The sequence below is a fragment of the Streptomyces regalis genome (genome assembly GCF_001509475.1).
GTDB classification, from domain to species: Bacteria; Actinomycetota; Actinomycetes; order Streptomycetales; family Streptomycetaceae; genus Streptomyces; species Streptomyces regalis.
This window is the reverse complement of sequence record NZ_LLZG01000357.1, coordinates 26,399-51,054: the sequence shown is the minus strand read 5'-3', so window position 1 is coordinate 51,054 and position 24,656 is coordinate 26,399. Positions and strand designations below refer to the sequence as shown.

Here is a 24,656-nt window from a genome sequence, read left to right as displayed (position 1 = left end):
GCTGGGTCTCAGTCCCTCTTTCCGCGGAGGTTTCGCTTGTCCCGTCGCGCGGCCGGAACCGTGCGACCCACGATCACGGTACGGGGGGGCGCCTTGGCGGGCCCGTCGTCCTTGCGGCCGCCGAGTGCCCGGCGCACGCCGTAGCCGAAGGCCGCGACCTTGACCAGGGGGCCGCCGAAGGTGGAGGCGACGGTGGTCGACAGAGCGGAGGCGTTCGACGTGACCTCCTGGACGTCGGAGGCGATCGCGTCGACCCGGTCGATCTGGGTCTGCGCGGAGCGCACCGCCGTGGAGGCCTCTGCCAGGAGCGGGACGGCCTGGTCGGTCACGTCCGCGACGAGTTTGGTGGTCGCCTTGAGCGTCTGGGCCAGCCTCGCCAGCGCGACGGCGAGGAAGGAGACCAGGATCGCCCAGAACACGGCCACCAGGATCCCGGCAACCTCTCCACCGGACACTGTGTGCACCCGCTCCCTGAAACGTGCCTCTACATCGGTCTACATCGAAAAAGTCGTGCACCGAGCCTATCGCGCCGGGGGTGCCGCTCTGCACCGGATTACCGCCCGTGCGGAGCCGAGTTGCCGGAAGTCGGACCGTGCCCATGCAAAAGCCCGCCGCCTCGCCCGCCCGGAAGGGCGGGGAGACGGCGGGCTCAGGCGCAGAAGTCCTACGGCCGCTGAAGGATCAGCGGGCGTAGTACTCGACGACGAGCTGCTCGTCGCAGATCACCGGGATCTCCTTGCGGTTCGGCTCACGGTCCAGGCGGAACGCCAGGGCCTTGAGGTTCACCTGGAGGTAGCGCGGGGTCTCACCCTCGGGGGCGAAGCCACCCTCGCGGGCGATGGAGAAGAGGGTCTTCTCGCGGCTGCGCTCGCGGACCATCACGACGTCGTCGGGACGGACGCGGAACGACGGCTTGTCGACCTTCTGGCCGTTGACCTCGATGTGGCCGTGAACGACCATCTGACGGGCCTGGTAGATGGTGCGGGCGATGCCCGAACGCAGGACCAGGGCGTCGAGACGGCGCTCGAGCTCGATGATCAGGGCCTCACCGGTCTTGCCCTGAACCTTGGAGGCACGCTCGTAGGCGCGGACGAGCTGACGCTCGGACACGTCGTACTGCGCACGCAGACGCTGCTTCTCCAGCAGACGGACCTTGTAGTCCGAGTTCTGCTTGCGGCCACGGCCGTGCTCACCCGGCGGGTAGGGACGGGCCTCGAAGTACTTGACGGCCTTCGGGGTCAGCGCGATGCCGAGGGCACGCGACTTCTTGACCTTGGGGCGGGACTGGTTCGCCACTTCTTTTCCTTTTCCTTATTCGGCTGCCTCAGGGTTACGGGAGGTCGCAATCCGCAGCCGGGGAATCCCGACAGGTCCACGAGGGACTTGCCAGGCAGCCGTTCCCTGGTCTGGGCACATACGTGCAGCACACGAACGGCCCACCGACCGGTCCCGGAACTCCGGGTGGTGGTGGGCTGCCCGCGACACCTACAACGGTGCGCGACGCTCCTGGATCAAAAGATCCGGCTGGGTGTCCCGCCTGAGGCGCCGACCGGAGCCGGACACGGGACTCAGCACTTCGAGCGAGTCTACAGGCTGCTCAGGACCGCTTGCGACCGAGGTGCTTCCTGGTCCACTCGACGGCGTCCGCGTACCGCGCCTCGGCGCCGTGCCGGGTGGGCTCGTAGTACTCGCGGTCCTTGATGGCGTCCGGGGCGTACTGCTGCTGGGCGATGCCCTCGGACAGGTCGTGCGGATACACGTACCCCTGCGCGTGCCCGAGCTTGGCGGCGCCCTTGTAGTGCCCGTCGCGCAGGTGGGGCGGGACCGGGCCCGCCAGCCCCTTGCGTACGTCGTCCATGGCGGCGCCGATCGCGGTGGTTGCGGCGTTGGACTTGGGGGCGAGGGCGAGGGCGATGGTGGCGTGGCTGAGGGTGAGGGCGGCCTCGGGGAAGCCGATCATGGCGACGGCCTGGGCTGCCGCGACCGCGATCGGCAGGGCGTTCGGGTCGGCGAGGCCGATGTCCTCGCTGGCGGAGATCATCAGGCGGCGGGCGATGAAGCGGGGATCCTCGCCGGCCTCGATCATGCGGGCCAGGTAGTGCAGGGCGGCGTCGACGTCGGAGCCTCGGATGGACTTGATGAGAGCGCTGGCCACGTCGTAGTGCTGGTCGCCGTCGCGGTCGTACTTCACCGCGGCCCGGTCGACGGTCTGCTCCAGCGTCCGGAGGCTGATCTCGGTCTCGCCCTGGTCCAGGGCCGCCCCGGCGGCGGCCTCCAGGGCGGTCAGGGCACGGCGGGCGTCGCCGCCGGCGATGCGCATCAGGTGGGCCTCGGTGTCCTCGGGGAGGCCGACGGAGTCCTTCAGCCCGCGCTCGTCGCTCAGCGCCCTCCTCAGCAGTCCCTTGATGTCGTCGTCGGTGAGGGGTTCGAGGGTGAGGAGGAGGGAGCGGGACAGCAGGGGGGAGATGACCGAGAAGTACGGGTTCTCGGTGGTCGCCGCGATCAGGGTCACCCAGCGGTTCTCGACGGCCGGGAGGAGGGAGTCCTGCTGGGCCTTGCTGAAGCGGTGGATCTCGTCGAGGAAGAGGACGGTCTCCTTGCCGAAACCGCCGGTGGCGCGGCGGGCGCCGTCGATGACCGCGCGGACCTCCTTCACACCGGCGGTGATGGCGGACAGCTCGACGAAGCGCTTGTTGGTGGCCTTGGAGACGACGTACGCGAGGGTCGTCTTGCCGGTGCCGGGCGGGCCCCAGAGGATCACCGAGGAGGGCCCGGCGGGGCCGCCGCCGGATTCACCGACAAGTCTGCGCAGGGGCGAGCCCGGCTTCAGCAGATGCTGCTGGCCCACCACCTCGTCCAAGGTGCGCGGGCGCATGCGCACCGCCAGGGGACTGCCGGCGGGGTCCTTCTCCTGGCGTTCTTCTGCGGCGGCGGTGAACAGGTCGGGCTCCACGCTGGAAACCCTAATTCACCGCACTGACAATCCCGCCGGGCCCCGGAAGGCCCCGGCCCAGCCGGCGCCTCAGCCGGCCCCTCAGCTGGTCCAGAAATCCCACCAGCGGGTCAGGATCAGCATGCCGATGATGCCGATGTGCAGGACGGGCATGACCCAGGTGAACTCGCCGAAGAAGCTCTTCAGCCAGTTCGGCGCGGGCAGGAAGCCGTTGCGGATGTTGAACGATGTCACGTACCAGAACATGATGATCGTCGCGACCCAGGCCAGCGAGCACCACAGGCACAGCGCGTTGATCCGGTACAGCGACTGGAACATCAGCCAGGCGCAGAAGGCGACGCCGAACAGGGTGCCGGCGTTGAAGGTGAGCCAGTACCAGCGCGGGAAGCGGGCGCGGCCGAGCAGGCTCATGCCGACGCAGATGACGATGCCGTAGGCGACGAGGCCGAGCATCGGGTTGGGGAACCCGAAGGCGGCGGCCTGCTTGCTCTCCATGACGCTGCCGCAGGAGACGACGGGGTTCAGGCTGCAGCCAGGGGTGAACGTCTTGCCCTCGACCTTGGCCTCGAGCAGCTTGAACTTGTCGATCGTGATGACCCACGCGGCAAGCAGTCCCGCCGCGCCGGTGATCACCAGCATCAGGGCGAACGCGCGACTGCCGCCCGCCGACTGCGGCACCGTCTCGGCACGCTCCGGCTCGGGCTCGGTGGAGACGTCTTTGACTGTCGTCTTGCTCATCACGCCGATCCGTCACTTGAGACTTGGAGTTCCTCCGGACAGGGCACATTGTGCCGCACACGCACGCGTGCCCACCGTTCGCTGGACATAAGGAAAGGCGTGCGATCGGTCATGGCGTTCGGTTCAGGACACCGACGGGACGACAAAGGGCGGGGACCCTGACCGGTCCCCGCCCTTTCGGAGTTCAGCCCAGCCGGGCTTCCAGCTCCGCGACGATCTCGTTGACGCCGACGGCCGCCTGCTCGCCGGACTCCATGTCCTTGAGCTGTACGACGCCCTCGGCGAGGTCGCGCTCGCCGGCCACGATCGTGTAGCGGGCGCCGCTGCGGTTGGCGTTCTTCATCGCGCCCTTGAGTCCCTTGCCGCCGTAGGAGAAGTCGGCCGCGATGCCGTTCTTGCGCAGCTCGGTGACCTTGGCGAACAGGACCCGGCGGGCCTCCTCGCCGAGCGGCACCGCGAACACGCTGGTGGACGACGGGAGTTCGAGCTCCACGCCCTCCGCCTCCAGGGCGAGCACCGTGCGGTCGACGCCCAGCGCCCAGCCCACCGACGGCAGCGCGGGGCCGCCGATCATCTCCGAGAGGCCGTCGTAGCGGCCGCCGCCGCCCACCGCGGACTGGGAGCCCAGACCGTCGTGGACGAACTCGAAGGTCGTACGCGTGTAGTAGTCCAGGCCGCGCACCAGCTTCGGGTCGTCCTCGAAGGCCACGCCCGCGGCGGTGATCAGCTCGCGGACCTCCTCGTGGTACGCCTTGCAGGCGTCGCAGAGGTAGTCGCGCAGCAGCGGGGCGTCCCCGAGCTGCTTCTGGACCGACTCGCGCTTGTCGTCCAGGACGCGGAGCGGGTTGATCTCGGCGCGGCGGCGCGTGTCCTCGTCGATGTCCAGGCCGCGCAGGAAGTCCTGCAGCGCCGCTCGGTAGACCGGGCGGCACTCCTTGTCGCCCAGGCTGTTGAGCAGGATCCGGAAGTTGCTGAGGCCGAGTGAGCGGTAGGCCTGGTCGGCCAGGATGATCAACTCGGCGTCCAGCGCCGGGTCCTCGGCGCCGATCGCCTCGGCGCCGACCTGGGAGAAGTGCCTGTAACGGCCCTTCTGGGGACGCTCGTAGCGGTAGTAGGAGCCCGAGTACCAGAGCTTGACCGGGAGGTTGCCCGCCTTGTGCAGGTTGGCCTCCAGCGCCGCACGCAGGACCGAGGCCGTGCCCTCGGGGCGCAGGGCGAGCTTGTCACCGCCCTTGGTCTCGAAGGCGTACATCTCCTTGGTCACGATGTCGGTGGACTCGCCGACGCCGCGCGCGAACAGCTCGACGCTCTCGAAGCCGGGCGTCTCGATGTAGCCGTAGCCGGAGTTGCGCAGCGGAGCCGCGATCGCCTCACGGACGGCCAGGTACTTGGCGGAGTCCGGCGGGATCAGGTCGTACGTGCCCTTGGGGGCCTTGAAGGTGCTCACGGAAGGTCTCGTCACATTCCTCGTCGGGGAGCTTCTGCAGCGCCGCGATCTTGGCGGCCTGCGGCCACTTGCCGCAGATACGGGTTGGTGGCGCGCTCTTGACCAATGGTCGTCTGGGGGCCGTGGCCGGACAGCACCACGGTCGAGTCGTCGAGCGGCAGGCACACGCGCGCCAGCGAGTCGAGCATCTCGGCCATGTCACCGCCGGGCAGGTCGGTGCGCCCGATGGAGCCGGCGAACAGCAGGTCGCCCGAGAAGAAGATCGGCGGGATGTCCGCCGCCTCGGGCAGGCCGAAGGTCACCGACCCCTTGGTATGGCCGGGCGCATGCGCGACGGTGAGCTCCATCCCCGCCAGCTCCAGCTTCGCCCCGTCGGTCAGCTCCTTGACGTCGTCCGGCTCCCCGATGGTCAGCTCGCCCATCAGCTGCATCCCGATGGAACGGCCGAGCGCCTTCTCGGGGTCGCTCATCATGTACCGGTCCTCGGGGTGGATCCAGGCCGGTACGTCGTGTGCGCCGCACACCGGGACGACCGAGGCCACGTGGTCGAGATGGCCGTGGGTGAGGACGACGGCGACGGGCTTGAGCCGATGCTTCTTCAGTGCTTCCTCGACTCCGGGGGCCGCTTCGTGGCCCGGGTCGATGATCACGCACTCCTCGCCGGCGGCGGGGGCGACGAGATAACAGTTCGTCCCCCAGGCCCCGGCGGGGAACCCGGCAATGAGCACGATCGTCCTTACATTTGTGTCGACACAGGTGGTTTGTCGGCGGGCTCCGCCTGTCGTCAGAGCCTACCGGCGCTGCCGATTCCTCAGCGAACCCATATACGGTACGGGGCACACGCGGGCGATCGGCTCAATGGACGCACGCGTACCGGTCGACACACACGACGCATGAGGAGAGAACCCGGTGGTCAGCCAGGAACAGCGGCGGCGTCAGCTCGCCCGGGAGAAGTTCTTGCGGCAGCAGCAGCGGCGCACGTCCGCCCGGCGCAAGGCGCGCATGCGCAACTCGGTGATCGCGTCCGCGCTCGGGGTGGTCATCATCGGCAGCCTCGCGCTGTACACGACCGGGGTCCTCAAGGAGGACGACAGCAAGGAGAACGCGAGCTCGGAGGTCACGCCGAGCGCGAGCACCAAGCCCACGGACCCGTGCGAGAAGCCCGCCGAGGGCAAGGTCAAGACGGCGACCTGGAAGAAGGAACCGGAGCTGACCGTCGACAAGCCGGCGAAGTACACGATGAAGCTCGCGACGACGTGCGGTGACATAGACATCGCGCTGAAGGCCTCGGCCGCGCCGCACACCGTGAACTCGTTCGACTTCCTCGCCGGCAAGGGCTACTTCGACCACTCCAAGTGCCACCGGCTCACCACCGACGGCATCTACGTCCTGCAGTGCGGCGACCCGGCGGGCACCGGCACGGGCGGTCCCGGGTACACGATCCCGGACGAGAACCTGAAGGACAAAAGCCTCAAGGACAACATCTACCCGGCGGGCACCGTCGCGATGGCGAACACCGGCCAGAAGAACTCCGGCGGCAGCCAGTTCTTCCTCGTCTACCAGGACAGTCAGCTTCCCCCCAGCTACACACCGTTCGGTACCGTTTCCGAATCCGGCATGAAGGTACTCAAGAAGATTGCCGGCGCCGGCGAGAGCACCGGCCAGGGCGACGGGGCGCCGAATGCGACGGTGGTCATCAACAAGGCGACGGTCACCAAATCCTGACCGCCGACTGCGTAATTTCGGTCGCGCGGGATGCGGACAGGCAACCCGCCGGTCGCCTATGTTGGCCGTGACGAAACTGTGGACGATGCCCGGGGGAACACAAGCCCCTCGCAGGCATCATGTGGAGGAGGCGCTGTGAGCAGCGACCCGTGGGGCCGCGTCGACGAGACGGGGACCGTGTACGTGCGTACGGCCGACGGCGAGCAGGTCGTCGGTTCCTGGCAGGCCGGCTCCCCTGAGGAGGCGCTGGCCTACTTCGAGCGCAAGTACGAAGGCCTGGTTGTCGAGATCGGCCTCCTCGAGAAGCGGGTGAAGACCACCGACCTGTCGGCGAAGGACGCGCAGACCGCGATCGACCACATCCGTGGGCAGGTCGACGCGCACCACGCCGTCGGGGACCTGGACGCCCTGCGGACCCGCCTGGACAAGCTGGTCGAGACCGTCGACAAGCGCCGCGAGGAGCGCAAGCAGCAGCGCGCGAAGCAGTCCGACGAGGCCCGGCACGCCAAGGAGGCGCTGGTCACCGAGGCGGAGGAGCTGGCCCAGTCCGACCAGTGGCGGGCCGCCGGTGAGCGGCTGCGGTCCCTGGTGGACACCTGGAAGGGCCTGCCGCGGCTGGACCGCAAGTCGGACGACGAACTGTGGCACCGCTTCTCGCACGCCCGGTCGGCGTTCTCCAAGCGCCGTAAGGCGCACTTCGCGCAGCTGGACGCGCAGCGCGAGGACGCCCGCAAGACCAAGGAGCGGCTGGTCGCCGAGGCCGAGTCGCTGTCCGCTTCGACCGACTGGGGTCCGACGGCGGCGCGCTACCGCGAGCTGATGTCGGAGTGGAAGGCTGCCGGGCGCGCCCAGCGCGAGCACGAGGACGACCTGTGGAACCGCTTCCGCGGCGCCCAGGACATCTTCTTCGCGGCCCGCAGCTCGGTGTTCGCCGAGCGGGACGCCGAGCAGGCCGAGAACCTGAAGCTCAAGGAGGAGCTGGCCGAGGAGGCCGAGAAGCTCCTGCCGATCGGCGAGCTGAAGGGCGCGCGTGCGGCCTTCCGCTCGATCAACGAGCGCTGGGAGGCCATCGGCCACGTGCCGCGGGACGCCCGCCCCAAGGTCGAGGGCCGGATGCACGCCGTCGAGCGGGCCATCCAGGAAGCCGAGGAGACCGAGTGGCGCCGGACCAACCCGGAGGCACGCGCGCGTGCCGAGGGTCTGACCGGTCAGCTCCAGGCCGCCGTGGACAAGCTCAAGGGCCAGATCGAGCAGGCGCGCGCCCAGGGCAACAACGCCAAGGCCGACAAGCTCGAGCGTGAGCTGGAGGGCCGTCAGGCGCTTCTGGACCAGGCGCTGAAGGGCCTGCAGGAGTTCGGCGGCTGACAAGCCCGGACGACAGCCTTTGCGACGAGAAGGGCCCCGTACGTCGTGTACGGGGCCCTTCTCGTCGTATGCCTTACAACCTTCTCGTCGTATGCCTTACGACCTGCTGCGCGCCGACGTCACGCGGTACACGTCGTACACACCCTCGACGCCCCTGACCGCCTTCAGGACGTGCCCGAGGTGCTTCGGGTCGCCCATCTCGAAGGTGAAGCGGGAGGTGGCGACGCGGTCGCGGGAGGTCTGGACGGCCGCCGAGAGGATGTTGACGTGCTGGTCGGACAGGACGCGGGTGACGTCGGACAGGAGCCGGGAGCGGTCCAGGGCCTCGACCTGGATGGCGACCAGGAAGACCGAGGACTGGGTGGGCGCCCACTCGACCTCGAGGATCCGCTCGGGCTCGCGGGACAGTGACTCCACGTTCACACAGTCGCTGCGGTGAACCGATACTCCGCTACCGCGTGTGACGAAGCCGATGATCGGGTCGCCGGGTACGGGCGTACAGCAGCGGGCCAGCTTGACCCACACGTCCTCGACGCCCTTGACGATGACGCCGGGGTCGGCGCTGGAGCGGCGCTTGCGACTACGACCGCGGGTCGGCGGGACCGACTCGTCGATCTCCTCGGTGGCGGCCTCCTCGCCGCCGAGCGCCTGGACGAGCTTCTGCACGACGTTCTGGGCGGAGACATGGCCCTCGCCGATCGCCGCGTACAGCGCGGAGATGTCCGGGTAGCGCATCTCGTGCGCGAGCGTGACCAGAGAGTCGCCGGTCAGGATGCGCTGGATCGGCAGGTTCTGCTTGCGCATCGCGCGGACGATGGCGTCCTTGCCCTGCTCGATCGCCTCGTCGCGGCGCTCCTTGGAGAACCACGCGCGGATCTTGTTGCGGGCGCGCGGCGACTTGACGAAGCCCAGCCAGTCGCGGGAGGGACCCGCGCCGGCCGCCTTGGAGGTGAAGACCTCCACCAAGTCGCCGTTGTCCAGGGTGGATTCGAGGGGTACGAGCCTGCCGTTGACCCGCGCTCCTATGGTGCGGTGGCCGACTTCGGTGTGCACGGCGTACGCGAAGTCGACAGGAGTCGCGCCGGCCGGGAGCGCTATGACGTCGCCCTTCGGGGTGAAGACGAAGACCTCATTGCGCGACAGGTCGAAGCGCAGGGACTCCAGGAACTCCCCGGGGTCCTCGGTCTCCTTCTGCCAGTCCAGCAACTGACGCAGCCACGCCATGTCGTTGAGGTGGTCGTCCTTGCCCTTGCCGGACGACTTGGGTGCGTCGCTGCGGACCTTGGAGGCGCCGGCGACGGCCTCCTGCTTGTACTTCCAGTGCGCGGCGATGCCGTACTCGGCGCGGCGGTGCATGTCGAACGTGCGGATCTGGAGCTCGACCGGCTTGCCGTTGGGGCCGATGACCGTCGTGTGCAGCGACTGGTACATGTTGAACTTGGGCATCGCGATGTAGTCCTTGAACCGGCCGGGGACCGGGTTCCATCGCGCGTGCACGGTGCCGAGGGCGGCGTAGCAGTCGCGGACCGTGTCGACAAGTACACGAATACCCACCAGGTCGTAGATCTCCGCGAAGTCGCGTCCGCGGACGATCATCTTCTGGTAGACGCTGTAGTAGTGCTTCGGGCGGCCGGTGACGGTCGCCTTGATGCGGGCGGCACGCAGGTCCTGCTGGACCTCGTCGGTCACTATGGCCAGGTACTCGTCACGCTTCGGTGCCCGCTCGGCCACCAGCCGTACGATCTCGTCGTACATCTTGGGGTAGAGGATCGCGAAGGCGAGGTCCTCCAGTTCCCACTTGATGGTGTTCATGCCGAGGCGGTGGGCGAGCGGCGCGTAGATCTCGAGGGTCTCGCGCGCCTTCTTCTCCTGCTTCTCGCGCTTGAGGTAGCGCATGGTGCGCATGTTGTGCAAGCGGTCGGCGAGCTTGATGACCAGGACGCGCGGGTCCTTGGCCATGGCGACGACCATCTTGCGCACGGTCTCGGCCTGCGCGGCCTCGCCGAACTTGACCTTGTCCAGCTTGGTGACGCCGTCGACGAGCAGGGCGACCGAGTCACCGAAATCGCGGCGGAGCTGGTCAAGGCCGTACTCGGTGTCCTCGACGGTGTCGTGCAGCAGGCCCGCCATCAGGGTGGCCGGATCCATACCCAGCTCGGCGAGGATGGTGGTGACGGCGAGCGGGTGCGTGATGTACGGGTCGCCGCTCTTGCGCTTCTGGCCGCGGTGCCAGCGCTCGGCGACCTGGTAGGCCTTCTCGATCTGCCGGAGCGTGGCCGTCTCGATCTTCGGGTCGTTGCTGCGCACTATCCGCAGCAACGGCTCCAGGACCGGGTTGTACGGGTTGGAGCGCTGAACACCGAGACGGGCGAGGCGGGCGCGGACGCGGTTGGAGGAGCCGGTGCGGGCGGGCTGTCCGGTGTTCGGGCGGACTGCCGGTGCGGGATGCTCGGGTGGGGCGGGCTTGGGTCGCGACTGGTCGGCCGACTTGTCGACGGGCGCGGACTGGGCATGCTCGACCGTCCCGCGGGTGTCGTTCTTCGCGTGCGACGCGTTCGGCGCGGGCTTCGCCGCGGGTGCCGAGGCGGACTCGGGCTTGGCGGCGGTCAGGTGCTGGGCCTCGTCTGGCAAGAGGGCTCCTCGTGCGCGATCCGGGTCCCCCGGTCAGGCTCCGGAGACCCCATGGTAGCGATCCTGCGCCCCAGGATCGCCTTCAGGCCGATGTGAGGGCCGTCTACCGGAGAAACACGAGGGGCTGCCGCGGGATTCCTGCCGGAGGCTCGGCGGTGTACGGAGCTTGTACACGGGGCTTCAGGCACATTGCCGACTGCGGCTCCATCGTGGCTGGTCGCGCCCACGCGGCGGAGCCGCACATTGATACAGCCCCGCGCCCCTCTGGGGCGCGAAACGGCCGCCCCAGTTGTACTGGGACGGCCGTTTTCGTATCGCGCTCAGACCACCAGCAGTGCTTCCAGTGGGGCTCCTGCCAGGGACGGCTCCAGGCGGGCTCGGCCGCCCAGGAAGCCCAGTTCCATCAGGATCGCCAGGCCGGCCACCTCGGCGCCGGCCCTGCGGATCAGCTCTATCGAGGCCTCGGCCGTGCCGCCGGTCGCGAGGACGTCGTCGATGACCAGGACGCGGTCGCCCGCGGTCAGGTCCTCGGCGTGCACCTCGATCTCGGCCGAGCCGTACTCCAGGTCGTACGCCTGACTGAGCGTCGCCCCGGGGAGCTTGCCCGCCTTGCGTACCGGGATGAAGCCGATGCCCGCGCGGACGGCGACGGGGGCGCCGAGGATGAAGCCTCGGGCCTCGAGGCCGACGATCTTCGTGGCGTCGGTGTGCGCGGCGATCTCGGCCAGCGCGTCGGTGAGCGCAGTGAACGCCGCCGGGTCCGCCAGGAGCGGGGTGATGTCCTTGAACATCACGCCCGGCTCCGGATAGTCCGCCACGTCACGGATACGGCTGAGCAGGAGCTCCTTGATGTCGGTCATCGGCGCTTCCCCGAGGGTCGGCCGCGGCCCCGGCTGCGAGAGACGGGCTGGTCGCGGGGACCGACGACCGCGGGGGCGGCGTCCTCACGGTCGTCGCCGAGCGGCTCGTCGGTGACCGCGGCGCTCGGGGACTCGCCCTGTGCGGCGGCCTGGGCCCGCTTGGCGAGCACCCGCTTCTTCAGGGCCTTCATCTGCGGCTCGTGCTCCTTGAGGTCGGCGACGAGCGGCGTGGCGATGAAGATCGAGGAGTACGCACCGGCCGCGAGGCCGACGAACAGCGACAGCGAGATGTCGTTGAGCATGCCGGCGCCGAGGAAACCGCCACCGATGAACAGCAGGCCCGCCACCGGCAGCAGTGCGACCACCGTGGTGTTGACGGAGCGGACCAGGGTGCTGTTGATCGAGCGGTTGGCGATGTCGCTGTAGGTCCAGCGGGTCTGCTTGGTGATGTCCCTCGTCTGCTCCTTGAGGCTGTCGAAGACGACGACCGTGTCGTAGAGCGAGTAACCGAGGATCGTCAGCAGACCGATCACCGTGCCTGGTGTGACTTCGAAGCCGACGAGGGCGTAGATGCCGACCGTGATGGTGATGTCGTGGATCAGCGCGACGAACGCGGCGAGTGCCATGCGCCACTCGAACGCGATCGCCAGATAGATCACCACCAGGACCAGGAAGATCCCGAGGCCCTGCCAGGCCTTGTTGGCGATCTGCTCACCCCAGCTGGGGCCGACGAGCTCGCCGGTGACGTCCTTCTCGGCGACGCCGAGGTCCTTGGCGAGCTCCGCCGAGACCCTGTCGGCCTGGTTGGTGTCGATGCCCGCGACCTGGATGCGCAGGCTGCCGTTGCCGAGCTTCTGGACGATGGCGTCGTGGCCGGACGCCTCCTCCGCGTACTTCTCCGCCTGGGAGACCGAGGCGGCGGTCTTCGCCGGGGTGGTGAAGACCGCTCCGCCCTGGAACTCGATGCCCATGTTCAGGCCGCGCACCGCCAGGCCGACGATGGCCGTGATGGTGATCAGGATGGAGATGCCGTACCAGATCTTGCGGTTGCCGACGAAGTCGTAGCCGACTTCGCCACGGTGCAGTCGGGCGCCGAGGTTGCCGAGCTTCGACATCTCACGCCTCCTTCGTCTCGACGGGGGCGGAGGGACGGCGGGTGCGGCGCAGCGGCGGCTGGACTCCCAGTCGCTTGGGATCGAGGCCGGACCAGCTGTGGCCGCTGCCGAAGAACTTGCTGCGGGCCATGATCGTCAGCAGCGGCTTGGTGAACAGGAACACCACGACCACGTCGAGCAGGGTGGTCAGGCCGAGCGTGAACGCGAAGCCCTGGACCTTGCCGACGGTGACGACGAACAGCACCGCGGCGGCCAGGAAGGACACGAAGTCGGAGACCAGGATGGTGCGCCGGGCGCGCGGCCAGGCCCGCTCGACGGCGGGGCGCAGCGTGCGGCCCTCGCGGATCTCGTCGCGGACGCGTTCGAAGTACACGATGAAGGAGTCCGCTGTGATGCCGATGGCGACGATGGCACCACAGACGGCCGGGAGGTTCAGCGCGAAGCCGATGGCCGGGCCGAGCAGGGACATGATCACGTAGGTGAGGGCGGCCGAGACCAGCAGCGAGGCGACGGCGATGAGCGCGAGGCCCCGGTAGTAGACGACCAGGTAGAGGATGACCAGGGCGAGACCGATCGCGCCGGCGATCAGACCGGCTTGCAACTGCTCGCCGCCGAGCGCGGCGGTCACCGTGGTGACGCTGTCCTCCTTGAAGGTCAGCGGCAGGGCGCCGTAGGACAGCATGTTGGCGAGGCTCTGGGCGGACTCCTGGGTGAAGTTGCCGGAGATCTCCGCGTTGCCGCCGGTCAGGGCCTCGTTGACGGACGGGTCGGAGATGACGTCGCCGTCCAGGACGATGGCGAACTGGTTCTGCGGCTGCTGGTTCTTGGCCAGCTTGCCGGTGATGTCGCCGAACTTCTTGGTGCCCTCGGACGTGAAGTCCATGGTCACGGTCCAGCCGGCGCCGGTCTGCGTGTTGAAGACGGCCTGGGCCTTCTTGACGTCGGTGCCGTCGACCTCGGCCGGGCCGAGGATGTACTTCTGCCACTGGTCGGACGAGTTCTTGCCGCAGGCCACCGTGGGATCGGTGGGCTTGGCGCCCTTGCCGGCGTCGGCGCGGGCCTTGTCGTTCACACAGTTGAGCGCGGCGTACTGCGCTTCGAGTTTGCTCGTGGCGGCGTCGGAGCTGCTGCTCGGGGACGGGGAGGCGCTGGTGGAGGCGCTCGTGGACGGCGTGGGGTCCGCCTTCAGGGCGTCGGTGACCGCACGGCCCTGCGTGGTGGAGGTCGCCGACGGGGTGCCCGAGGGAGAGGACGAGGAGGTCGCCTTGTCGGTCGCCCCGCCCGAGGAGCTCGCGGAGGCGCTCGGCGAGGGACTGGGCGTCGCGGCGGCGCCGGAGATCTCGGTGACGAGCACCGGGCGGAAGTACAGCTTCGCGGTGGTGCCGACCTGATCGCGGGCCTGCTTGGAGTTGGTGCCCTTGGGGATGTTGACGATGATGTTCTTCGTGCCCTGGGTCTGAACCTCGCTCTCCGAGACACCGAGACCATTGACACGGCGGTTCATGATCTCGACCGCGGTGTCCATGTTGGTCTTGTTGATCGCGGATTCCTGGCCCGGCTCGGTGACCGCGCGGAGCGTGATGCTCGTGCCGCCGGCCAGGTCGATGCCCAGCCGCGGCGTGGTCTGCCCCGTGGCGAACATCCCCGCCGTGAGGCCCACGATGGCGATCAGGATGAGGGCCAGCGAGCGCCCTGGCCTGCTCTGGGCGCTCGCGTTGCGGCCCTTCTTAGGTGCTGCCACCTTCTCGTACTCCCTCTCGGGCCGCCTCGCGCCAGGTCAGGGGGCGAGCGGCCATGACTGTTGTCGGGATCCGCTGCGAGATCCGCATGTTCCAGGGCGCGCAGGCATCACCCGCGCGCCCCGGGACACGGCTACTTCGCGTCGGACTCGCCGTCGGTCTTCTTCTGCTCGCCGTCCGTCTTCGCGTCGGCGGCCACGGCGTCGTCGGACGGCTCCTCGGCCTCGTCCTTCTTGCCGAGGTCGACGGGCTTGTCGTCGGAGGCGGCGGCAGCGTCGGCGGCGGTCTCGTCGGTCTCGGTGAGGGAGGAGGCGTCGTCCGGGACGACGTCGGACTTCAGGTCGTGCTCGATGCCGTGCACGATGCGGTTGTACTCGTCGTCGGAGAGGACGGCACCGATCGCGTTCTTGGCGAAGAGGAGCTCCACGCCCGGGCCGGCGTCAAGGAGGACCGTGTCGTCACTGACCTCCTTGACCGTCGCGTACATGCCCCCGATGGTGCGGACGCCGCTGCCGGGCTGCATTTGGTTCCGCATGTCGGCCGCCTGCTGCTGCTTCTTCTTGGCCGACCGGGTCATCAGGAACATGGCCCCGATGAGCACGATGAACGGGAGGAGGGTCACGAGACTCACGGGTCGGTACTTCCTTCACACGACCGCGATGGTGAGCGGCCTGATGGTTGGGGGTATGTGTGCCGCCGACAAAGGCGGCATCGGCGGAGTCTAAGCGAGTCCGCATGCATGGAACAACGCTCAGCATGGCACCGGGGTTCCTGCTCCGGCCACTGCCCTCGCCGTCACCGCGCCATCACGCCCCGAACAGGTCCTGTTGTCCGTTTCCCGCAGCTTGCGAGCGGGGCGGCGTGAGGCCGAGATGCGCCCAGGCCGCGGGGGTGGCGACACGACCACGCGGAGTGCGGGCGAGCAGGCCCTCCCGGACGAGGAAGGGCTCGGCGACCTCCTCGACGGTCTCGCGCTCCTCCCCCACCGCCACCGCGAGCGTGGACAGGCCGACCGGGCCGCCGCCGAACAGCTTCAGCAGGGCCTCCAGGACGCCGCGGTCGAGCCGGTCGAGGCCTCGGGCGTCGACCTCGTAGACGGCGAGGGCGGCCCCCGCGATGTCCCTGGTGATGATCCCGTCGGCCTTGACCTGGGCGTAGTCGCGGACGCGGCGCAGCAGGCGGTTGGCGATGCGGGGCGTGCCTCGGGAGCGGCCGGCGATCTCGGCGGCGCCGTCGGTCTCGATCTCGACGTCGAGCAGGCTCGCCGAGCGGTGGATGACGCGCTCCAGCTCGGTCGGCTCGTAGAACTCCATGTGCGCGGTGAAGCCGAAGCGGTCGCGCAGCGGGGGCGGCAGCAGACCGGCGCGCGTGGTGGCGCCGACCAGGGTGAACGGCGGGAGCTCGAGCGGGATGGCGGTGGCGCCGGGGCCCTTGCCGACGATGACGTCGACGCGGAAGTCCTCCATCGCCATGTAGAGCATCTCCTCGGCGGGCCGGGACATGCGGTGGATCTCGTCGAGGAAGAGGACCTCGCCCTCCTGGAGGGAGGAGAGGATCGCGGCGAGGTCGCCGGCGTGCTGGATGGCGGGGCCGGACGTGATGCGGATGGGGGCGCCCATCTCGGCCGCGATGATCATGGAGAGGGTGGTCTTGCCGAGGCCCGGGGCACCGGAGAGCAGAACGTGGTCGGCGGTGGCGCCACGCGCGCGTGCGGCGCGCAGGACGAGGTCGAGCTGCTCGCGGACCTTCTCCTGACCGATGAACTCGTCCAGGTCCTTGGGGCGCAGGGCGGCCTCGACGGCCTGGTCCTCACGGTCGGCGGACGCACCGACGAGCCGCTCGGCGGCGGGGGTGTCGGTCGTGTCGTCCCAGTTCATGGAGTGTGCCTCGGGGGTCGCGGTGGGTGTCGGAGGAGGGGCCGGTAGGCAGATTCTGTCGTACGCCGGTGTCGTCAGGGCTGTCGATCAGCGCGCTCTGTTGAGGGTCTGCAGGGCCGCCTTCAGCAACTGGCCGACCTGGGGCGTGCCCCCGGCCGCTTCTGCCTGCGGGGCTACGGCGGACACGGCCTCGTCGGCCTCGCGGGTCGCGTACCCGAGGCCGATCAGGGCGGCGTGCAGCTGATCGCGCCAGCCTTGAGTGACCGGTGTGCCGACGGAAGGTGCGCCGAGCGGTTCGCCGAGGCGGTCCTTCAGTTCCAGGAGCAGCTTCTGGGCGCCCTTCTTGCCGATGCCGGGAACGGCGATGAGTGCCTTCTCGTCGCCGGTGGAGACAGCTCGGCGCAGGGCGTCCGGCGTGTGGACCGCCAGCATGGCCTGGGCGAGGCGTGGGCCGACGCCGCTCGCGGTCTGCAGCAGTTCGAAGATCTGGCGCTCGTCGTCGTCCGGGAAGCCGTAGAGGGTCAGCGAGTCCTCGCGGACGACGAGGGAGGTGGCCAGCTTGGTCTGCTGGCCCATCCGCAGGCCCGAGAGGGTGTTCGGCGTGCACTGGACCGCGATGCCGATCCCGCCCACCTCCACCACAGCGGAGTCGGGGGCGAGGGCGGCGACCGGGCCGCTGACGAACGCGATCATGCGAGACGGCCTTTCGATGAAGCCTTGGCTGAGTGCAGGGCGACGGCCTGCTGGAGTCGGTTCTGCGCGGGTGCGCGCCAGATGTGGCAGATGGCGAGCGCGAGGGCATCGGCGGCGTCGGCCGGCTTGGGCGGTGCGTCGAGCCGGAGCAGGCGGGTGACCATGGCGCCCACCTGTGCCTTGTCGGCGCGGCCGCTGCCGGTGACGGCGGCCTTGACCTCGCTGGGGGTGTGCAGCGCGACGGGGATGCCACGGCGGGCGGCGCACAGCATGGCGACCGCGCTGGCCTGGGCGGTGCCCATCACCGTACGGACGTTGTGCTGGCTGAACACGCGTTCCACGGCGACGAATTCGGGCTGGTGCTCGTCCAGCCAGGCTTCGATGCCCTGCTCGATGGCGACGAGGCGGTGGCCCAGGTCCGCATCCGGAGGCGTGCGGACGACGCCGACGCCGCGCATCGTCAACGGGCGTCCGGCGACGCCCTCGACGACACCGACGCCGCACCGGGTCAGTCCGGGGTCCACACCGAGTACGCGCACCTGACTCCTTCGCTTCCCTCGTCCACGTGTTCAGTTCCCTGTCCGTCCTGCGCAGCCAGGCTATCCGGCGGCACCGACAACGCGACGCCGGCCGGACGGGGGCCCAGAGCAAGATCAAAGGGAAGGCAAAGGATCATGGTCCGGTGGCATGGTATTAGCGACATGTCATCAGAAAGCAGGGCAGTGGCGATCGTTCTCCGTTGCTTCGCACACTTGATCGCTTATAGCTTCCCAAGCGTCGCGGACGGCAGACCACCGTCCGCGTTGTCGCGAACGGAACGTTCGCGTCGACCACTTGCACAAAAGAACCGGGGATTCCATGCGCAACATCGCGAAGGCTGCTGCCGTGACCGCGTCCGTCCTGCTGGCGGGTGTGGCCGTGGCGACTCCCGCGCAGGCGGCCACCAAGGCGAAGCACGAGGGCCGCAGCGGCTGCTTCAACTACTCGTGGGGCGACGGTGTTTCGACCACCACCGTCTACTACCACAACATCTGCAACCACAAGGCCACCATCAACATCTGGTGGAAGGACGGCGCGGTCGACTACATGAAGGCCGACACCGTCAAGGCCGACGGCAAGGGCAGCATGAAGCACACCGGCGACCTCAAGAGCGTCAGCGGCTGAACGGTCTCCTGACGCAGGACCACACATGAGAAGGGCCCGCCGAAGTCTCCTTCGGCGGGCCCTTCTCATGTCTTGGCCGGACTCCCCGGCGCTCAGGCGTCGACCTTCTCCATGATCTCGTCGCTGACGTCGAAGTTGGCGAAGACGTTCTGGACGTCGTCGCTGTCCTCGAGCGCGTCGATCAGCTTGAAGATCTTCTTGGCGCCTTCCTCGTCCAGCTCTACCTGGACGGACGGCACGAAGCTGGAGTCGGCGGAGTCGTAGTCGATGCCGGCCTCCTGGAGGGCGGTACGGACCGCGACCAGGTCGGTGGCCTCGCTGATGACCTCGAAGGACTCACCGAGGTCGTTGACCTCCTCGGCGCCCGCGTCCAGGACGGCGGTGAGGACGTCGTCCTCGGTCAGCTCGCCTTTGGGGACGATGACGACGCCCTTGCGGCTGAACATGTACGACACGGAGCCGGGGTCGGCCATGTTGCCGCCGTTGCGGGTCATGGCGACGCGGACGTCGGAGGCCGCGCGGTTGCGGTTGTCGGTGAGGCACTCGATGAGCACCGCGACGCCGTTCGGGCCGTAGCCCTCGTACATGATCGTCTCGTAGTCGGCACCGCCGGCCTCGAGACCGCCGCCGCGCTTGATCGCGGAGTCGATGTTCTTGTTCGGAACCGACTGCTTCTTCGCCTTCTGCACGGCGTCGTAGAGCGTCGGGTTTCCTTCGAGGTCCACGCCGCCCATGCGCGCCGCGACCTCGATGTTCTTGATCAGCTTCGCGAAGAGCTTGCCGCGCTTGGCGTCGATCACGGCCTTCTTGTGCTTCGTCGTGGCCCATTTAGAGTGGCCGGACATCTGCCTGTCTCCTTCGCGTAACCCATCTATGAACGAACGCCAGAGATCCTACAAGGACTCCGCTGTCCGGTTCGCGCGCACCATGTCGACGAACAGGCCGTGCACACGGTGGTCGCCGGTCAGTTCCGGGTGGAACGACGTGGCCAGCGCGTTGCCCTGGCGAACCGCGACGATGTGGCCGTCGTGCTCGGCGAGGACCTCGGCCTCGGCGCCGACGGACTCGACCCAGGGGGCGCGGATGAAGACGCCCTCCACAGGATCGCCCTCGACGCCCTTCACGTCGACCGCCGCCTCGAAGGACTCGTTCTGCCGGCCGAAGGCGTTGCGGCGCACGATCATGTCGATGCCGCCGATCGTCTCCTGGCCCGAGCGCGGGTCAAGGATCTTGTCGGCGAGCATGATCATGCCGGCGCAGGTGCCGTAGACGGGCATGCCGTCCTGCACGCGCGCGCGGAGCGGCTCCATCACGCCGAAGAGAACAGCCAGCTTGGAGATGGTCGTGGACTCGCCGCCGGGGATGACGAGGCCGTCGATCTCGGCGAGCTCTTCGGGGCGCCGCACCGGCCTGGCCACGGCGTCAGCCGCGGCCAGGGCGATGAGGTGCTCCCGTACGTCGCCCTGGAGGGCCAGGACGCCTATGACGGGTGCGTCAGTCATGTACGTGCAGTCCTTGGAGGGATGCTGGAGGGGTGCTTACCAGCCGCGGTTGGCGTAGCGCTCGGTCTCGGGGAGGGTGTCGCAGTTGATGCCGACCATGGCCTCGCCGAGGTTGCGGGACGCGTCCGCGATGATCTTCGGGTCGTCGTAGAAGGTGGTCGCCTTGACGATGGCGGCGGCGCGCTTGGCCGGGTCGCCGGACTTGAAGATGCCGGAGCCGACGAAGACGCCCTCGGCGCCGAGCTGGCGCATCAGTGCGGCGTCGGCCGGGGTGGCGACACCACCGGCGGAGAACAGGACCACCGGGAGCTTGCCGAGCTCGGAGACTTCCTTGACCAGCTCGTACGGGGCTCGCAGCTCCTTGGCGGCGGCGTACAGCTCGTGGTTGTCGAAGCCGCGCAGCTTGGCGATCTCGTTCTTGATCTGGCGCAGGTGGCGGACGGCCTCGACGACGTTGCCGGTGCCGGCCTCGCCCTTCGAGCGGATCATCGCGGCGCCCTCGGCGATACGGCGCAGGGCCTCGCCCAGGTTGGTGGCACCGCAGACGAAGGGCGTCGTGAAGGACCACTTGTCGGAGTGGTTGACCTCGTCGGCCGGGGTGAGGACCTCGGACTCGTCGATGTAGTCGACGCCGAGGGACTGCAGGACCTGGGCCTCGACGAAGTGGCCGATGCGCGACTTGGCCATGACCGGGATGGACACGGCGTCGATGATGCCCTCGATCATGTCCGGGTCGGACATCCGGGCCACGCCGCCGTCCTTGCGGATGTCGGCGGGGACCCGCTCCAGCGCCATGACGGCGACGGCGCCCGCGTCCTCGGCGATCTTGGCCTGCTCCGGCGTGACGACGTCCATGATCACGCCGCCCTTGAGCTGTTCGGCCATGCCGCGCTTCACGCGCGCGGTGCCGGTCTCGGGAGCCTGGTTTTCGGAAGTGGACACGGATGACCTCACTCGGTGAAAAGAGGGTTACTGCAAGCACCGAGGAAACGGGAGTGGACCAGTCCACAGCAAGGGCCAATGAGAAGCCAGTGGATCCTTTTCCGGCCTGTGGGCGCGGACGCGCTGGTCAGGCGGCCCTGTCGACCAGTGCCACGGGCGGCTCGTCGTCCATCTCGAAGGCCATCGGGAACGGGGCGTGGCCCGCCAGGCGGAACCAGCGGACCTTGCGGTGCCTGCGCAGTGCCCGTGCCGCCCGTACGGCGTCGTTGTGGAAGCGGCGGGCCATCGGTACCCGGCGGATCGCCTCGGTCAGCTCGCGGGCCGCCTCCTCTCCCCCGGGCGCCTCCCGTACCGCCTGCACCTGCTGGGCCTCGGCGAACACGGCACGCAACGCCTGGCTCAGGTCGCTCTCGGCGACCTCCCGCTGCTCCTCCTCCGCCTGGCGGGCGGCGTGGGCGGCCTCGTACAGGACGATCGACGCGGCCGGATCCAGTACGCCGGAGGTGGCCAGTTCCTGGGCCACCGAGGCGCGGCGCAGCAGCTGTGCGTCGAGGGCGGCGCGCGCCGCGTCGATTCTGGCGTGCAACCGGTCGAGGCGGCCCGCGGTCCAGCTCAGGTAGAGGCCGATCGCGACGAGGGCTACGAGGATCCAGATCAGGGTTGCGGTCACGGGCGGCAGACTAGCGGCGCGGGGTCAGCCGAGTGCCGTGCGGGGCTGTGGTGGCGTGGCCGTCGGGTGATTCTCGCCCCCGCCGCCCCTACCCGTCCCATCCCCAGGGGCTGCCGCCCCTTCGACCCCGCCCTGGGGGCCTGCGGCCCCCAGACCCCCGCTTCGGCCCTGAACGGGCCTCGTCCTCAAACGCCGGACGGGCTGAAATGGACAGACCGGCGTCCCAGAGGCGAAGCCCCTGCACCGCTCCAGAGGGCCTCTCACACCCGTCGGCGTCAGTCCCGCGCCAATCCCAGCCGAGCCCGCAGGCCACTCCCCCCGCCGCCCCCGGCCCTCTCATCCGCGGCCACCGCTGCCGCGCCCGCCGTCACCGTCTCGTAGACCGACAGGATGTCCGCCCCGACGGTCGACCAGTCGAAGCGGCGTACATGCACGCTCCCCCGCTCCCGCAGCTCCGCCAGCCGGGCCGGGTCCTCCAGGAGGCGTACCGCTGCCTCGGCCAGGGCGTCGGCGTCCTCGTTGGTGAAGAGTTCGCCTGCCGCGCCCTGGTCGAGGACCTGGGCGAAGGCGTCCAGGTCCGAGGCGAGGACCGGGGCGCCGGCCGACATCGCCTCGACCAGGATGATCCCGAAGCTCTCGCCGCCGGTGTTGGGCGCGACGTACAGGTCGACGCTGCGCAGGAAACGGGCCTTGTCCTCGTCGCTGATCATGCCGAGGAACTCGACGCGGGAGCGGAGCTCCTTGGGCAGCGACTCGACCGCCTCTTTCTCGTCGCCGCGGCCCGCCACGAGCAGCCTGGTCTGCGGGCGGGCGGCGAGGATCTTGGGCAGGGCCCCCATCAGCACCGGCAGGCCCTTGCGGGGCTCGTCGATGCGGCCGATGAAGCCGATCGTGCCGCCCTGCCACTCGGGGTTGGGCTCGGCCTTGGCGAAGAACTCGACGTCGACGCCGTTGGGGATCACCACCGCGTCGCCGCCCAGGTGTTCGACCAGCGTGCGGCGGGCGTACTCGCTCACCGCGATGCGGGCGCTGATCTTCTCCAGGGCCGCCTGGAGGATCGAGTACGCGGCGATCATCGCCTTGGAGCGGGGGTTGGAGGTGTGGAACGTGGCAACCATCGGGCCCTGTGCCGCCCAGCAGGTCAGCAGACCGAGCGACGGCGAGGCAGGCTCGTGGATGTGGACCACGTCGAACTCGCCGTCGTGCAGCCAGCGGCGTACCCGGGCCGCCGAGAGGAAGCCGAAGTTCAGGCGGGCGACCGAGCCGTTGTACGGGACCGGGACGGCGCGACCCGCCGAGACCACGTACGGCGGGAGCGGGGTGTCGTCGTCGGCCGGGGCCAGGACGGACACCTCGTGGCCGAGCCGGATGAAGTACTCGGCGAGGTCGCGGATGTGGAACTGAACGCCGCCCGGCACGTCCCAGGAGTATGGGCAGACGATCCCGATCTTCACGGGCGCTCCCCGGCCGGGCCGTCAGCTGGTCGTGGTTCGAGGTCAGCAAGCCACAAGCGCTGGAGCATGTGCCAGTCCTCCGGATGTTCGGCGATCCCCGTGGCGAAGGCGTCGGCCAGCGCCTGTGTCATGACAGACGTCTTCTCGGCCCGGGTACCTGTCTCGGGCACCTCGATCGGGGGATGCACACGCCCCTGCATCACCGGTGAGTCGTCGTACCAGAGCGTGACGGGGAGCAGCAGCGCCCCGGTCTGCTGGGCCAGCAACGCCGGTCCGGCGGGCATGCGGGCCGTGTCGCCGAAGAACTCGACCTCGACGCCGGACGCCGACAGGTCACGGTCGGAGACCAGGCAGACCAGGCCGCCGTCGCGCAGCCTGCGGGCCAGAGTGCCGAACGCGGTGCCGCCGCTGTGCGGCAGGACCTCCATGCCGAGGCCCTCGCGGTAGGCGACGAAACGGTCGTACAGCGTCTCGGGCTTGAGGCGCTCGGCGACCGTGGTGAACGGGGTCTGAAGCTTGGTGGTGACCCAGGCGCCCGCGAGGTCCCAGTTGGCCAGGTGCGGCAGGGCGAGGATCACGCCGTTGCCGGCGGCCAGGCCGTCGGTCAGGTGGTGGATGTCCTTGGGATCGAAGCCGCCCTTGACGCGTTCGGCGCTCCAGGCGGGCAGCCGGAAGGACTCCATCCAGTAGCGCAGGTACGACCGCATGCCCGCGCGGGAGAGCTCGGCCAGGCGCTCGGGGCTCGCGTCGGGCACCACGCGCGCGTAGTTGCTCTCCAGGCGCTGCACGCCCTTGCCCCGCTGCTTCCAGGCGAGGTCGGCGATGCTGCGGCCAAGCCGTACGGAGACCGGCTCGGGGAGCTTCTTGACGGTGCCCCAGCCGAGGCCGTACAGCGCGTCCGTGAGCCGCTCCTGGGCACTCACTTGGCTGCCTCGCTCCCTTGAGAGGCGTTCTGCGGCTTCTCCTGCGCGGCGGCCGCCTCCTCCGCCTCCGCCGACTCGCGACGGACCGTGACGACCCGCTGGATCAGCGTGACGAGGCTGCCGACGGCGACGATCCACAGGGCGACGGGCAGCAGGTACTGGATGCCGGGTACCCCGAACTTGTGCAGGCCCGCGAAACCGGCCGCGACCAGCGAGATGACCAGGCGCTCCGCGCGCTCGACGAGGCCGTTGACCGCGACCGGCAGGCCGATCGATTCGCCACGGGCCTTGGTGTACGACACCACCTGGCCGCTGGCCAGGCAGAAGATCGACACGGCGCACAGGACGAGGTCGTCGCCCCCACCGGCGTACCAGAGGATGAAGCCGCCGAAGATCGCGCCGTCGGCGACCCGGTCGAGCGTGGAGTCCAGGAAGGCGCCCCAGCGGCTGGAGCGGCCGAGCTGGCGGGCCATGTTTCCGTCGACGAGGTCGGAGAACACGAAGAGTGTGATCACGACCGTGCCCCAGAAGAACTCGCCCATGGGGTAGAAGACCAGCGCGCCCGCGACCACACCGGCGGTGCCGATGAGCGTGACGGTGTCGGGGCTCACGCCCCGCCGGATCAGAAACGCGGCGAACGGTGTGAGGACACGCGTGAAGAATGCACGCGCGTACTTGTTCAGCATGGCCTTCCCGAGGGTCGGTGTCGCCGCATGGCCCCTGCTGGCCACCGGCTGGCCCATCGTAGCCACGCGCGCGTGCGGGCGACCGCCGGGCACTCATACAGGGGTCTGGCGGCCCGGTCCACCGGAGCCGGACGGCGCGATCACGTCCGCCGTATGGACGCACCGTGACGGG

The 24,656-nt window shown here is 69.3% G+C and carries 24 protein-coding genes; 3 read left to right on the top strand and 21 right to left on the bottom strand.

The window, feature by feature from the left end; all coding sequences use genetic code 11:
* Positions 1-8: 8 nt before the first annotated feature.
* From ADL12_RS31035 to ADL12_RS31010, 6 genes are all read right to left on the bottom strand, one after another.
* Positions 9-455, bottom strand: a complete 447-nt coding sequence (locus ADL12_RS31035; RefSeq protein ID WP_062707773.1) for a DUF948 domain-containing protein — start codon at positions 453-455, stop codon at positions 9-11.
* Positions 456-681: 226 nt separating this feature from the next.
* Complete coding sequence (gene rpsD / locus ADL12_RS31030) at positions 682-1,296, bottom strand: 30S ribosomal protein S4 (RefSeq protein ID WP_015661793.1); 615 nt, start codon at positions 1,294-1,296, stop codon at positions 682-684.
* 301 nt (positions 1,297-1,597) lie between these two features.
* A complete protein-coding gene (locus ADL12_RS31025; RefSeq protein WP_062707771.1) occupies positions 1,598-2,953 on the bottom strand; it encodes a replication-associated recombination protein A in 1,356 nt (451 codons plus the stop codon).
* 81 nt (positions 2,954-3,034) lie between these two features.
* Positions 3,035-3,691, bottom strand: coding sequence for a vitamin K epoxide reductase family protein (locus tag ADL12_RS31020; RefSeq protein WP_062707769.1), 657 nt, complete (start codon positions 3,689-3,691; stop codon positions 3,035-3,037).
* Positions 3,692-3,875: 184 nt separating this feature from the next.
* Positions 3,876-5,138: a histidine--tRNA ligase gene (hisS, locus tag ADL12_RS31015; RefSeq protein ID WP_062707766.1), complete on the bottom strand. Its 1,263-nt coding sequence runs from the start codon at positions 5,136-5,138 to the stop codon at positions 3,876-3,878.
* An 11-nt stretch (positions 5,139-5,149) separates the two neighbouring features.
* Positions 5,150-5,866 (bottom strand): MBL fold metallo-hydrolase, encoded by a 717-nt coding sequence (locus ADL12_RS31010; RefSeq protein WP_062707764.1) that lies wholly within the window; start codon positions 5,864-5,866, stop codon positions 5,150-5,152.
* 181 nt (positions 5,867-6,047) lie between these two features.
* On the opposite strand from ADL12_RS31010, the gene ADL12_RS31005 reads away from it, so the two are divergent.
* Both ADL12_RS31005 and ADL12_RS31000 read left to right on the top strand, forming a co-directional pair.
* A complete protein-coding gene (locus ADL12_RS31005) occupies positions 6,048-6,863 on the top strand; it encodes a peptidylprolyl isomerase (RefSeq protein ID WP_062707761.1) in 816 nt (271 codons plus the stop codon).
* Positions 6,864-6,998: 135 nt separating this feature from the next.
* Positions 6,999-8,228, top strand: coding sequence for a DUF349 domain-containing protein (locus ADL12_RS31000; RefSeq protein ID WP_062707756.1), 1,230 nt, complete (start codon positions 6,999-7,001; stop codon positions 8,226-8,228).
* A gap of 96 nt (positions 8,229-8,324) precedes the next feature.
* Here ADL12_RS31000 and relA read toward each other — a convergent pair whose 3' ends face one another.
* The 8 genes from relA to ruvC all read right to left on the bottom strand — a co-directional run bounded on the left by relA (position 8,325) and on the right by ruvC (position 17,682).
* Positions 8,325-10,859 (bottom strand): GTP pyrophosphokinase, encoded by a 2,535-nt coding sequence (relA, locus tag ADL12_RS30995; RefSeq protein ID WP_062707753.1) that lies wholly within the window; start codon positions 10,857-10,859, stop codon positions 8,325-8,327.
* Positions 10,860-11,179: 320 nt separating this feature from the next.
* A complete protein-coding gene (locus ADL12_RS30990) occupies positions 11,180-11,719 on the bottom strand; it encodes an adenine phosphoribosyltransferase (RefSeq protein WP_062707750.1) in 540 nt (179 codons plus the stop codon).
* Positions 11,716-12,834, bottom strand: a complete 1,119-nt coding sequence (gene secF, locus ADL12_RS30985) for a protein translocase subunit SecF (protein WP_062707747.1) — start codon at positions 12,832-12,834, stop codon at positions 11,716-11,718. The genes ADL12_RS30990 and secF overlap by 4 nt, the downstream gene beginning before the upstream one ends.
* A 1-nt stretch (position 12,835) precedes the next feature.
* Positions 12,836-14,575, bottom strand: a complete 1,740-nt coding sequence (secD, locus tag ADL12_RS30980; protein ID WP_062707744.1) for a protein translocase subunit SecD — start codon at positions 14,573-14,575, stop codon at positions 12,836-12,838.
* Between the two features lie 131 nt (positions 14,576-14,706).
* A complete protein-coding gene (gene yajC / locus ADL12_RS30975) occupies positions 14,707-15,204 on the bottom strand; it encodes a preprotein translocase subunit YajC (RefSeq protein ID WP_062707741.1) in 498 nt (165 codons plus the stop codon).
* A 175-nt stretch (positions 15,205-15,379) separates the two neighbouring features.
* A complete protein-coding gene (ruvB, locus tag ADL12_RS30970) occupies positions 15,380-16,450 on the bottom strand; it encodes a Holliday junction branch migration DNA helicase RuvB (protein WP_062707738.1) in 1,071 nt (356 codons plus the stop codon).
* An 87-nt stretch (positions 16,451-16,537) separates the two neighbouring features.
* On the bottom strand, positions 16,538-17,143 hold the full coding sequence (ruvA, locus tag ADL12_RS30965; protein ID WP_062707735.1) for a Holliday junction branch migration protein RuvA: 606 nt from the start codon (positions 17,141-17,143) through the stop codon (positions 16,538-16,540).
* The gene (gene ruvC / locus ADL12_RS30960) at positions 17,140-17,682 is read right to left on the bottom strand and encodes a crossover junction endodeoxyribonuclease RuvC (protein WP_062707733.1); all 543 of its coding nucleotides are present in this window, start codon (positions 17,680-17,682) and stop codon (positions 17,140-17,142) included. The genes ruvA and ruvC overlap by 4 nt, the downstream gene beginning before the upstream one ends.
* 319 nt (positions 17,683-18,001) lie before the next feature.
* On the opposite strand from ruvC, the gene ADL12_RS30955 reads away from it, so the two are divergent.
* Positions 18,002-18,307 (top strand): hypothetical protein, encoded by a 306-nt coding sequence (locus tag ADL12_RS30955; protein WP_062707730.1) that lies wholly within the window; start codon positions 18,002-18,004, stop codon positions 18,305-18,307.
* 92 nt (positions 18,308-18,399) lie between these two features.
* Here the strand turns inward: ADL12_RS30955 and ADL12_RS30950 are convergent, their stop codons facing one another.
* From ADL12_RS30950 to pgsA, 7 genes are all read right to left on the bottom strand, one after another.
* Positions 18,400-19,152 (bottom strand): YebC/PmpR family DNA-binding transcriptional regulator, encoded by a 753-nt coding sequence (locus ADL12_RS30950; RefSeq protein ID WP_062707727.1) that lies wholly within the window; start codon positions 19,150-19,152, stop codon positions 18,400-18,402.
* Between the two features lie 48 nt (positions 19,153-19,200).
* Positions 19,201-19,809 (bottom strand): pyridoxal 5'-phosphate synthase glutaminase subunit PdxT, encoded by a 609-nt coding sequence (gene pdxT, locus ADL12_RS30945; protein ID WP_062707724.1) that lies wholly within the window; start codon positions 19,807-19,809, stop codon positions 19,201-19,203.
* A gap of 36 nt (positions 19,810-19,845) precedes the next feature.
* Entirely contained in the window at positions 19,846-20,751 is a 906-nt protein-coding gene (pdxS, locus tag ADL12_RS30940; RefSeq protein ID WP_062707721.1) for a pyridoxal 5'-phosphate synthase lyase subunit PdxS, read from the bottom strand.
* A 127-nt stretch (positions 20,752-20,878) separates the two neighbouring features.
* Complete coding sequence (locus ADL12_RS30935) at positions 20,879-21,421, bottom strand: LemA family protein (RefSeq protein ID WP_062707718.1); 543 nt, start codon at positions 21,419-21,421, stop codon at positions 20,879-20,881.
* A 275-nt stretch (positions 21,422-21,696) separates the two neighbouring features.
* Positions 21,697-22,875: a glycosyltransferase family 4 protein gene (locus tag ADL12_RS30930; protein ID WP_062707715.1), complete on the bottom strand. Its 1,179-nt coding sequence runs from the start codon at positions 22,873-22,875 to the stop codon at positions 21,697-21,699.
* Positions 22,872-23,798: a phosphatidylinositol mannoside acyltransferase gene (locus ADL12_RS30925; protein ID WP_062707712.1), complete on the bottom strand. Its 927-nt coding sequence runs from the start codon at positions 23,796-23,798 to the stop codon at positions 22,872-22,874. The genes ADL12_RS30930 and ADL12_RS30925 overlap by 4 nt, the downstream gene beginning before the upstream one ends.
* Complete coding sequence (gene pgsA, locus ADL12_RS30920) at positions 23,795-24,541, bottom strand: phosphatidylinositol phosphate synthase (RefSeq protein WP_063806759.1); 747 nt, start codon at positions 24,539-24,541, stop codon at positions 23,795-23,797. Before pgsA ends, ADL12_RS30925 begins: the two co-directional genes overlap by 4 nt.
* Between the last annotated feature and the right edge of the window lie 115 nt (positions 24,542-24,656).

Bases quoted from the DNA above. Each gene is read 5' to 3' on its own strand.
- ADL12_RS31020 (WP_062707769.1), bottom strand. From the start codon at position 3,691: ATGAGCAAGACGACAGTCAAAGACGTCTCCACCGAGCCCGAGCCGGAG.
- ADL12_RS30990 (WP_062707750.1), bottom strand. From the start codon at position 11,719: ATGACCGACATCAAGGAGCTCCTGCTCAGCCGTATCCGTGACGTGGCG.
- secF (WP_062707747.1), bottom strand. From the start codon at position 12,834: ATGTCGAAGCTCGGCAACCTCGGCGCCCGACTGCACCGTGGCGAAGTC.
- ruvB (WP_062707738.1), bottom strand. From the start codon at position 16,450: ATGAACTGGGACGACACGACCGACACCCCCGCCGCCGAGCGGCTCGTC.
- ruvA (WP_062707735.1), bottom strand. From the start codon at position 17,143: ATGATCGCGTTCGTCAGCGGCCCGGTCGCCGCCCTCGCCCCCGACTCC.
- ADL12_RS30955 (WP_062707730.1), top strand. From the start codon at position 18,002: ATGCGCAACATCGCGAAGGCTGCTGCCGTGACCGCGTCCGTCCTGCTG.
- ADL12_RS30950 (WP_062707727.1), bottom strand. From the start codon at position 19,152: ATGTCCGGCCACTCTAAATGGGCCACGACGAAGCACAAGAAGGCCGTG.
- pdxT (WP_062707724.1), bottom strand. From the start codon at position 19,809: ATGACTGACGCACCCGTCATAGGCGTCCTGGCCCTCCAGGGCGACGTA.
- pgsA (WP_063806759.1), bottom strand. From the start codon at position 24,541: ATGGGCCAGCCGGTGGCCAGCAGGGGCCATGCGGCGACACCGACCCTC.